We start from the raw sequence: 9,323 nt of genomic DNA, 5'->3' as shown, positions 1-9,323 counted from the left end.
GTTTACATGGATTTATGATCGACACAAAACCCTGTGGGAGCGAGGCTTGCCCGCGAAGAGGCCCTGATATCCACCACAAACCTCCAGCAGCATTACGCGCCACTGGCATCCCCGCCCCACGGCCTTATAATGCCCGCCTTTGCGTACATCAGCAGGCTGTCACTCCTTGGCAAATATAGATAACCCGGAAGCCGAAATGGCCGCCGAGGGCTTTTACCGGATCGCGCTGGGCGTTGAATACAAGGGCTCGCGCTATCGCGGCTGGCAGCGCCAGGCGTCCGGTGTGCTCACCGTGCAGGAAACTCTCGAAAACGCCCTGTCCAAAGTCGCCGACTCGCCGGTATCGCTTTTGTGCGCCGGGCGTACCGATGCCGGCGTGCACGCCTGCGGGCAAGTGGTGCACTTCGATACTACGGTCGAGCGCTCAATGAAAGCCTGGGTGATGGGCGCCAACATCAACTTGCCCCACGACGTCAGCGTCAGCTGGGCCAAGGTCATGCCGGCGCATTTTCATGCGCGCTTCAAGGCCATCGCCCGACGCTATCGCTATGTGATCTACAACGATCAGATCCGCCCGGCGCACCTGAACGAAGAAATCACCTGGAACCACCGTCCACTGGACGTCGAGCGCATGGCCGAGGCCGCGCAATACCTGGTGGGTACCCATGATTTCAGCGCTTTCCGTGCCGGCCAGTGCCAGGCCAAGTCGCCGATCAAGGAGCTGCACCACCTGCGCGTCACGCGTCACGGCAAGATGATCGTGCTGGATATTCGTGCCAGCGCCTTCCTGCACCACATGGTGCGTAACATTGCCGGTGTACTCATGACCATCGGGTCGGGCGAGCGTCCGGTGGAGTGGATGAAAGAGGTGCTGGACAGTCGTATCCGTCGTTCCGGCGGGGTCACGGCACATCCATTCGGCCTGTATCTGGTGCAGGTCGAATACCGGGATGAGTTCGAGTTGCCCGAGCGTTTCATTGGGCCGCACTTCCTCACCGGTTTCTCCGAACTTGACGGCTGACGCCCTCCAGCGCTTTTGTTACCATCCGGGACTTTCTCGGATTTACCGTGAGGTTTTCTCGACATGTCAGCCGTTCGCAGCAAAATTTGCGGGATTACCCGCATAGAGGATGCGTTGGCGGCCGTCGAAGCCGGGACCGATGCAATCGGGTTTGTGTTTTACGCCAAGAGCCCACGGGCTGTGACGTTCCAGCAGGCGCGCACGATCATCAATGCGCTGCCGCCCTTCGTCACCACCGTGGGTTTGTTCGTTAATGCCAGTCGTAGTGAGTTGGGGGAGATCCTCGACGCCGTACCGCTGGACCTGCTGCAGTTCCACGGCGATGAAAGCCTGGAGGAGTGCGAAAGCTGGCATCGTCCGTACATCAAGGCATTGCGGGTCAAGGCCGGTGACGACATCGCCGCGGCCTGCGAGGCTTATCCGAGTGCGAGCGGTATCCTGCTCGATGCGTATGTCGAGGGGGTTCCCGGTGGAACCGGTGAAGCGTTCGACTGGTCTCTGATACCTCAGGGTTTGAACAAGCCGATTATCCTGGCCGGTGGCCTGACTCCACAGAACGTCGCCGAGGCGGTGGCGCGGGTCAAGCCTTACGCAGTGGATGTCAGTGGCGGGGTAGAGGCGAGCAAAGGTATCAAGGATCCCGAAAAGATTCGGGCATTCATCAAAGCGGTACGTGGTTGATGTGACGGCTGGCAGTCTGCCGCCGTCCATAACAGCACTTGCACAAAGCAGGCATGGCTGAGAGTTTTTTGGGTTGTACGCAGGTCACGTTCCCTGATCCGGCAACTCATCGATCATCGCCGCACACATGAATTTAGCTAAGGGCATACGCGGGGCTGCGAACAAGAGCGTTCGGGCCGCCGGTACTGGAGAAAGAAAGCATGAGCAACTGGTTAGTAGACAAACTGATCCCTTCGATCATGCGTTCCGAGGTCAAGAAGAGCTCGGTGCCTGAAGGTCTTTGGCACAAATGCCCGTCCTGCGAGGCTGTGCTGTACCGTCCGGAGCTGGAAAAGACCCTGGACGTTTGCCCCAAGTGCAACCACCACATGCGTATCGGCGCCCGCGCCCGTATCGACATTTTCCTCGACGCCGAAGGCCGTACCGAACTGGGTGCGGACCTGGAGCCGGTTGACCGTCTGAAATTCCGTGACGGCAAAAAGTACAAGGATCGTCTGACCGGTGCGCAGAAGCAGACCGGCGAAAAAGACGCTCTGGTTTCCATGAGCGGCACCTTGCTGGGCATGCCGATCGTGGTCTCGGCCTTCGAATTCTCCTTCATGGGTGGCTCGATGGGCGCCATCGTCGGCGAGCGCTTCGTGCGCGCTGCCAACTACGCGCTGGAAAAGCGCTGCCCGATGGTCTGCTTCTCCGCCTCCGGTGGTGCGCGGATGCAGGAAGCGCTGATCTCCTTGATGCAAATGGCCAAGACCTCCGCGGTGCTGGCGCGTCTGCGTGAAGAAGGCATTCCGTTCATCTCCGTGCTGACCGACCCGGTCTACGGCGGTGTTTCCGCCAGTCTGGCGATGCTGGGCGACGTGATCGTCGGCGAGCCGAAAGCCCTGATCGGCTTTGCCGGCCCGCGCGTAATCGAGCAGACCGTGCGCGAAAAACTGCCGGAAGGCTTCCAGCGCAGCGAGTTCCTGCTGGAGCACGGTGCGATCGACCTGATCATTGATCGTCAGGAACTGCGTCCGCGTCTAGGCAATCTGCTGGCGCAAATGATGGGCCTGCCTACGCCGAAGTTCGTCGCTGCGCCAATCGAGAAAATCGTCGTTCCACCGGTGCCTGCCAACCTATGACCCAACGTACCCTTGGCGAGTGGCTCGCCTACCTTGAGCAGTTGCACCCTTCGGCCATCGACATGGGCCTTGAGCGCTCGCAACAGGTAGCGTCCCGCATGGGACTGGGCAAGCCGGCGCCAAGGGTGATCACGGTCACCGGCACCAACGGCAAGGGCTCTACCTGCGCGTTCGTGGCATCGCTGCTGCGCGCGCAGGGCCTGAAAGTCGGTGTCTACAATTCTCCGCACCTGCTGCGCTACAACGAGCGGGTGCAGGTCAACGGCGTCGAAGCTTCCGACGCCGAGCTGTGCCAGGCCTTCGCTGCGGTGGAGGCGGGGCGCGGCGACACTTCCCTGACTTATTTCGAAATGGGCACCCTGGCGGCGTTCTGGCTGTTTCAGCAGTCCGGACTCGATGCCGTGGTGCTGGAAGTCGGTCTGGGCGGGCGTCTGGATACCGTCAACGTGGTCGACGCCGACATGGCCCTGGTCACCAGCATTGGCGTCGATCATGCGGATTACCTGGGCAATACCCGTGAATCCGTGGCCTTCGAGAAAGCCGGCATCTTCCGTCAGGGCGCGCCTGCGCTCTGTGGCGACCTGAACCCTCCGCAACCCCTGCTGGATAAAACGCGCGAGCTCAATTGCCCGTTTTTCCTGCGTGGGCGCGATTTCGATCTCGGTATCACCGATCACAACTGGCAATGGCGCGGTGTCGACGTCCAGGGCCAGGTGGTCGAGCTGCGCGATTTGCCGTTGCTCGACCTGCCGATGGAAAACGCCGCGCTGGCGTTGCAGGCTTACCGTCTGCTCGGGCTGCCTTGGGTCGAAGCGCAGATCATCCAGGCCTTGCAGGCGACGAAGGTGGTCGGACGTCTCGATCGCCGTCAGTTCGATTGGCAGGGCAAGCGCCTGAATCTGCTGCTGGACGTGGGCCATAACCCCCATGCGGCGCAGTATCTGGCCCGGCGTCTGGCCAGTCGCCCACCGGCAGGCAAGCGTCTGGCGGTGTTCGGATTGCTGGCGGACAAGGATCTGGATGGTGTAATCGATGAGTTGAGTGCTAGTGTCGAGCACTGGGCCGTTGCACCGCTGGATTCGCCACGGGCGCGACCGGTGGTCGAGTTGCACGAGGCGCTGGACAAGCGTGGTGCTTCGGTAACGTCCTACGACAGCGTGGCCGCCGCCCTGGAAGGGCAGTGCGCACAGGCGACGAGCGACGACGAGATTCTGTTGTTCGGATCATTTTATTGTGTCGCCGAGGCCCTGGATTGGCTGGCCCGGCGCTCCACGGAGGAAGCGGCAAATGGCATTGCTGGATAAAGCCTACAAACAGCGTATGGTCGGCGCTCTGGTCCTGGTGGCGCTGGCGGTGATTTTCCTGCCGATGCTGTTTTCCCGTCAGGATGAACAGCGTCACGTGACGGTCGAAGCCCCGGCTGCGCCGCAGGCGCCTGCCATGGCGCAGGTGCAGGTTCAGCCCGTGGTGGTGCCTGAGCCGCAAGCCCTGCCTCAGGAACCGGTTCCGAGCGATGAAGACATCGCTCAGGACGTTCCGGCTGCGCCGGTCGTGCCTACGACCCCGGTTCCCACACCGGCCCCGGCACCTGTCGCCAAACCGGTCACGCCACCGCCTGCTCCGGCACCTGTCCCTGCACTGGCTGCCAAGCCTGCGACAGCACCTTCCCAGCCCATCACCGCAGCGCCGGGCAAACCGGACACCACGCAAAGCCGCGTCGACGCCAATGGCCTGTCGGTCAGCTGGTCGGTGCAACTGGCCAGCCTGTCCAATCGCGAAAGTGCGGAAAAGCTGCAGAAAACCCTGCGCAGCCAGGGTTACAACGCCTACATCCGTTCTGCCGACGGCAAGAACCGGGTGTTCGTGGGGCCGCTGATCGAGCGTGCCGAGGCCGATCGTCTGCGTGACTTGCTCAACCGCCAGCAGAATCTCAAGGGTTTTGTGGTGCGCTTTCAGCCAGAGCGTGGCTAAATCTATCGCAACGATTTGAAATGCACTGACAATCGCAGCTTACCGATCAGCATGGGCTCTGCTAAAATGCGCCGCCTTATCCGTCTGTAGGCTGCACTGTGCCATTTACCTGGGTTGACTGGGCGATCGTTGCAATCGTCGCCATCTCCGCATTGATCAGTCTGAGCCGCGGCTTCGTCAAAGAAGCACTGTCGCTGGTGACCTGGATCATCGCAGGAGTCGTAGCCTGGATGTTCGGTGGCTCATTGTCCGAGTACCTCGGCGGTTATATCCAGACACCTTCGGCCCGCGTGATCGCGGGCTGTGCCATCATGTTTGTCGCCACCCTCGTGGTAGGCGCAATGATCAATTATCTGATCGGCGAATTGGTACGCGTCACCGGGCTATCCGGGACCGATCGATTCCTCGGCATGGCCTTCGGCGCCGCGCGTGGCGGCTTGCTGGTGGTCGTGGCGGTCGGGCTCTTGAGCCTGGGGCCGGTCCAGCATGACGAGTGGTGGATTCAATCCCAGCTCGTTCCAAAGTTTCTATTGGTCGCAGACTGGTCCAAAAACCTGATCCTCGGGTGGAGCAGTCAGTGGCTTGCCAGCGGAATCAGCGTACCCGCTGATATTCCGTTCAAGGAGCAACTCTTGCCGACGGTCAAAACGCCTCAGTGAGTGTTGTTCAGTTCAGATCCATTAAGTAGGGGTTGCGTCGCATGTGTGGCATCGTCGGTATCGTCGGTAAGTCGAACGTCAATCAGGCGCTGTATGACGCGCTAACCGTCCTCCAGCACCGCGGCCAGGACGCTGCCGGTATCGTGACCAGCCATGATGGCCGGTTATTCCTGCGCAAGGACAACGGCCTGGTGCGTGACGTGTTCCAGCAGCGTCACATGCAGCGCCTGGTCGGCCACATGGGCATCGGCCATGTGCGCTACCCGACCGCGGGCAGCTCGACTTCGGCCGAAGCTCAACCGTTTTACGTCAACTCGCCTTACGGCATCACCCTGGCGCACAACGGCAACCTGACCAACGTTGAACAGTTGGCCAAGGAGATTTACGAATCCGATTTGCGCCACGTCAACACCAGTTCCGACTCGGAAGTGCTGCTCAACGTGTTCGCCCACGAACTGGCCCAGCGCGGCAAGTTGCAGCCAACCGAAGAAGACGTCTTCGCCGCCGTGACCGACGTGCACAACCGCTGCGTCGGTGGCTACGCGGTCGTTGCGATGATCACCGGCTACGGCATCGTCGGCTTCCGCGACCCGCACGGCATCCGCCCGATCGTGTTCGGCCAGCGTCACACCGACGAAGGCGTCGAGTACATGATCGCGTCCGAAAGCGTTTCCCTGGACGTGCTCGGCTTCACCCTGATTCGCGACCTGGCTCCGGGCGAAGCGGTCTACATCACTGAAGACGGCAAGCTGCACACCCGTCAGTGCGCGACCAACCCGTCCCTGACCCCGTGCATCTTCGAACACGTCTACCTGGCGCGTCCGGACTCGATCATCGACGGCGTGTCGGTGTACAAGGCCCGTCTGCGCATGGGCGAGAAGCTCGCCGAGAAGATCCAGCGCGAGCGTCCTGATCACGACATCGATGTGGTCATCCCGATCCCGGACACCAGCCGCACCGCGGCCCTGGAGCTGGCGAACCACCTGGGCGTGAAATTCCGCGAAGGCTTTGTGAAGAACCGCTACATCGGCCGTACCTTCATCATGCCGGGCCAGGCCGCACGGAAAAAATCCGTACGCCAGAAGCTCAACGCGATCGAACTGGAATTCCGCGGCAAGAACGTGATGCTGGTGGACGACTCCATCGTTCGCGGCACCACCTGCAAGCAGATCATCCAGATGGCCCGTGAAGCCGGCGCGAAGAACGTCTACTTCTGCTCCGCGGCACCTGCCGTGCGCTTCCCGAACGTCTACGGCATCGACATGCCGAGCGCCCACGAACTGATCGCGCACAACCGTTCGACCCAGGACGTGGCCGACCTGATCGGCGCCGACTGGCTGGTCTATCAGGATCTGCCTGACTTGATCGAAGCGGTCGGCGGCGGCAAGATCAAGATCGACAAGTTCGATTGCGCGGTGTTCGACGGCCAGTACGTGACCGGCGACGTCGACGAGGCTTACCTGAACAAGATCGAACAGGCGCGTAACGATGCCTCGAAGGTCAAGACCCAGGCGGTCAGCGCGATCATCGATCTGTACAACAACTGAGTAACTACCGGCCCTGAGGGGCCGGTTTTGTATCTATCTCCAAAGAACAAGGCAAGGAGTCACAGCATGAGTCAGGAATGGGATGCGGGTCGGTTGGACAGCGACCTCGAAGGTGTAGCGTTCGATACCCTGGCCGTACGTGCCGGTCAGCACCGTACGCCGGAAGGCGAACACGGTGATCCGATGTTCTTCACCTCAAGTTACGTATTCCGCACCGCTGGCGACGCGGCCGCGCGTTTTGCCGGTGAAGTGCCGGGCAACGTCTATTCGCGCTACACCAACCCGACCGTGCGGGCGTTCGAAGAACGTATCGCCGCGCTGGAAGGTGCCGAGCAAGCGGTGGCCACGGCCACCGGCATGGCGGCAATCATGGCGGTGGTGATGAGCCTGTGCAGCGCCGGCGACCACGTATTGGTCTCGCGCAGCGTGTTCGGCTCGACCATCAGCCTGTTCGAGAAGTACTTCAAGCGTTTTGGCGTGGAAGTCGATTACGTGGCTCTGGCGGACTTGTCCGGCTGGGACGCGGCGATCAAGCCGAACACCAAGCTGCTGTTCGTCGAATCGCCCTCCAACCCGCTGGCCGAGCTGGTGGACATCGCCGAGCTTTCGAAAATCGCCCACGCCAAGGGCGCAATGCTGGTGGTCGACAACTGCTTCTGCACCCCGGCGCTGCAGCAGCCGCTGAAGCTGGGCGCGGACATCGTCGTGCACTCGGCCACCAAGTTCATCGACGGCCAGGGTCGTTGCATGGGCGGTGTGGTTGCCGGTCGCAGCGAGCAGATGAAAGAAGTGGTCGGCTTCCTGCGGACCGCCGGTCCGACCTTGAGCCCGTTCAACGCCTGGATCTTCCTCAAGGGCCTGGAAACTCTGAACCTGCGGATGAAGGCCCACTGCGCCAACGCCCAGGAGCTGGCCGAGTGGCTGGAGCAGCAGGACGGCATCGAGAAGGTTCACTACGCCGGTCTCAAGAGCCATCCGCAGCACGAACTGGCCCTGCGTCAGCAGAAAGGTTTCGGCGCGGTGGTGAGCTTCGAGGTCAAGGGCGGCAAAGAGGGTGCCTGGCGCTTCATCGACGCAACCCGACTGATTTCGATCACCGCTAACCTGGGCGACAGCAAGACCACCATCACCCACCCGAGCACCACCTCCCACGGCCGTCTGGCGCCGCAAGAACGTGAAGCAGCGGGCATTCGTGACAGCCTGATCCGTATCGCGGTGGGCCTGGAAGACGTGGCGGATCTGCAAGCCGACCTGTCGCGCGGCCTGGCGGCATTGTGATCGAGCTGTCTGCGTCGAGCGGCTCCAATGGACGCGTAGCGCTGGTCACCGGCGCTGCGCGGGGCATCGGTCTGGGCATCGCCGCATGGCTGATCAGCGAAGGCTGGCAGGTCGTGTTGACGGACCTGGATCGGGCACGGGGTTCGAAAGTGGCGAAGGTGCTGGGCGAGAACGCCTGGTTCATCGCCATGGACGTCGCGAACGAAGGGCAGGTGGCGTTGGGCGTAGCAGAAGTGCTCGGTCAGTTCGGGCGCCTGGATGCGCTGGTGTGCAACGCGGCCGTGGCCGATCCGCACAACATCACCCTGGAAAGCCTCGATCTGGATTACTGGAATCGGGTGCTGGCGGTCAATCTCAGCGGGCCGATGCTGTTGGCCAAGCACTGTGCGCCCTACCTGCGCGCCCACAGCGGGGCGATCGTCAACCTGGCCTCGACCCGCGCGATGCAGTCGGAGCCTGACACCGAGGCGTATGCTGCGAGCAAGGGCGGCCTGCTGGCCCTGACTCACGCGCTGGCCATTAGCTTGGGGCCGGAGATTCGCGTGAATGCCGTTAGCCCGGGCTGGATCGATACTCGCGATCCCTCGGTGCGTCGTGCCGAGCCGCTAACCGATGCTGATCACGCCCAGCATCCGGCGGGCAGGGTAGGGACGGTGGAGGATGTCGCGTCGATGGTGGCGTGGCTGCTGTCGAAGAATGCCGGGTTCGTCACTGGGCAGGAATTTGTGGTGGACGGTGGCATGTCCAAGAAGATGATTTACAGCGAGTAATTCGCTCTGGTGTTGTATGTGCCGTCGCCATCGCGAGCAGGCTCCACATTGGAAAGCATGTTCTCTGAAGAATCGCGGTCCTCTGTGGGAGCGAGCCTGCTCGCGATGGCATACGCCCTGGCCGGAATGACTTGTTTTTGTCTTTTTTAGAAAAACTTCAATCCTGCTATTGACTTAGGTTCGCTACCTGCGTAAATTTCGCGGCCTCGGAGATGCAAACGGGTGATTAGCTCAGCTGGGAGAGCGTCTGCCTTACAAGCAGAATGTCGGCGGTT

Annotated in this window: 9 protein-coding genes; all 9 read left to right on the top strand. The window is 61.6% G+C overall.

Annotated features, from left to right (window positions below; translation table 11 throughout):
* Positions 1 to 196 precede the first annotated feature (196 nt).
* The 9 genes from truA to ACW9JE_RS25380 all read left to right on the top strand — a co-directional run bounded on the left by truA (position 197) and on the right by ACW9JE_RS25380 (position 9,048).
* Entirely contained in the window at positions 197 to 1,021 is an 825-nt protein-coding gene (gene truA, locus ACW9JE_RS25420; RefSeq protein WP_224533758.1) for a tRNA pseudouridine(38-40) synthase TruA, read from the top strand.
* Positions 1,022 to 1,084: 63 nt separating this feature from the next.
* Positions 1,085 to 1,702 carry a phosphoribosylanthranilate isomerase gene (locus ACW9JE_RS25415; protein WP_457434299.1) on the top strand — a complete coding sequence of 206 codons (618 nt, stop codon included), beginning with the start codon at positions 1,085 to 1,087 and terminating at the stop codon, positions 1,700 to 1,702.
* Positions 1,703 to 1,902: 200 nt separating this feature from the next.
* Positions 1,903 to 2,823: an acetyl-CoA carboxylase, carboxyltransferase subunit beta gene (gene accD, locus ACW9JE_RS25410; protein WP_224533751.1), complete on the top strand. Its 921-nt coding sequence runs from the start codon at positions 1,903 to 1,905 to the stop codon at positions 2,821 to 2,823.
* Positions 2,820 to 4,127: a bifunctional tetrahydrofolate synthase/dihydrofolate synthase gene (gene folC, locus ACW9JE_RS25405; protein ID WP_457434298.1), complete on the top strand. Its 1,308-nt coding sequence runs from the start codon at positions 2,820 to 2,822 to the stop codon at positions 4,125 to 4,127. The genes accD and folC overlap by 4 nt, the downstream gene beginning before the upstream one ends.
* Positions 4,111 to 4,794 (top strand): SPOR domain-containing protein, encoded by a 684-nt coding sequence (locus tag ACW9JE_RS25400; protein ID WP_457434297.1) that lies wholly within the window; start codon positions 4,111 to 4,113, stop codon positions 4,792 to 4,794. Before folC ends, ACW9JE_RS25400 begins: the two co-directional genes overlap by 17 nt.
* A 98-nt stretch (positions 4,795 to 4,892) precedes the next feature.
* A complete protein-coding gene (locus ACW9JE_RS25395) occupies positions 4,893 to 5,453 on the top strand; it encodes a CvpA family protein (RefSeq protein ID WP_224533748.1) in 561 nt (186 codons plus the stop codon).
* Positions 5,454 to 5,494: 41 nt separating this feature from the next.
* On the top strand, positions 5,495 to 7,000 hold the full coding sequence (gene purF, locus ACW9JE_RS25390) for an amidophosphoribosyltransferase (RefSeq protein WP_175377536.1): 1,506 nt from the start codon (positions 5,495 to 5,497) through the stop codon (positions 6,998 to 7,000).
* 66 nt (positions 7,001 to 7,066) lie between these two features.
* Entirely contained in the window at positions 7,067 to 8,278 is a 1,212-nt protein-coding gene (locus tag ACW9JE_RS25385; protein WP_457434296.1) for an O-succinylhomoserine sulfhydrylase, read from the top strand.
* Entirely contained in the window at positions 8,275 to 9,048 is a 774-nt protein-coding gene (locus ACW9JE_RS25380; RefSeq protein ID WP_457434295.1) for an SDR family oxidoreductase, read from the top strand. The genes ACW9JE_RS25385 and ACW9JE_RS25380 overlap by 4 nt, the downstream gene beginning before the upstream one ends.
* The last annotated feature ends 275 nt before the right edge of the window (positions 9,049 to 9,323 follow it).

It is taken from the genome of Pseudomonas sp. SDO55104_S430, assembly GCF_054070595.1.
Note: the sequence above shows the minus strand (reverse complement) of the source record. Positions and strands in the feature narration are given on the sequence as shown.

Coding starts and splice junctions, on each gene's coding strand:
- truA (WP_224533758.1), top strand. CDS start 197: ATGGCCGCCGAGGGCTTTTACCGGATCGCGCTGGGCGTTGAATACAAG.
- ACW9JE_RS25415 (WP_457434299.1), top strand. CDS start 1,085: ATGTCAGCCGTTCGCAGCAAAATTTGCGGGATTACCCGCATAGAGGAT.
- accD (WP_224533751.1), top strand. CDS start 1,903: ATGAGCAACTGGTTAGTAGACAAACTGATCCCTTCGATCATGCGTTCC.
- folC (WP_457434298.1), top strand. CDS start 2,820: ATGACCCAACGTACCCTTGGCGAGTGGCTCGCCTACCTTGAGCAGTTG.
- ACW9JE_RS25400 (WP_457434297.1), top strand. CDS start 4,111: ATGGCATTGCTGGATAAAGCCTACAAACAGCGTATGGTCGGCGCTCTG.
- purF (WP_175377536.1), top strand. CDS start 5,495: ATGTGTGGCATCGTCGGTATCGTCGGTAAGTCGAACGTCAATCAGGCG.
- ACW9JE_RS25385 (WP_457434296.1), top strand. CDS start 7,067: ATGAGTCAGGAATGGGATGCGGGTCGGTTGGACAGCGACCTCGAAGGT.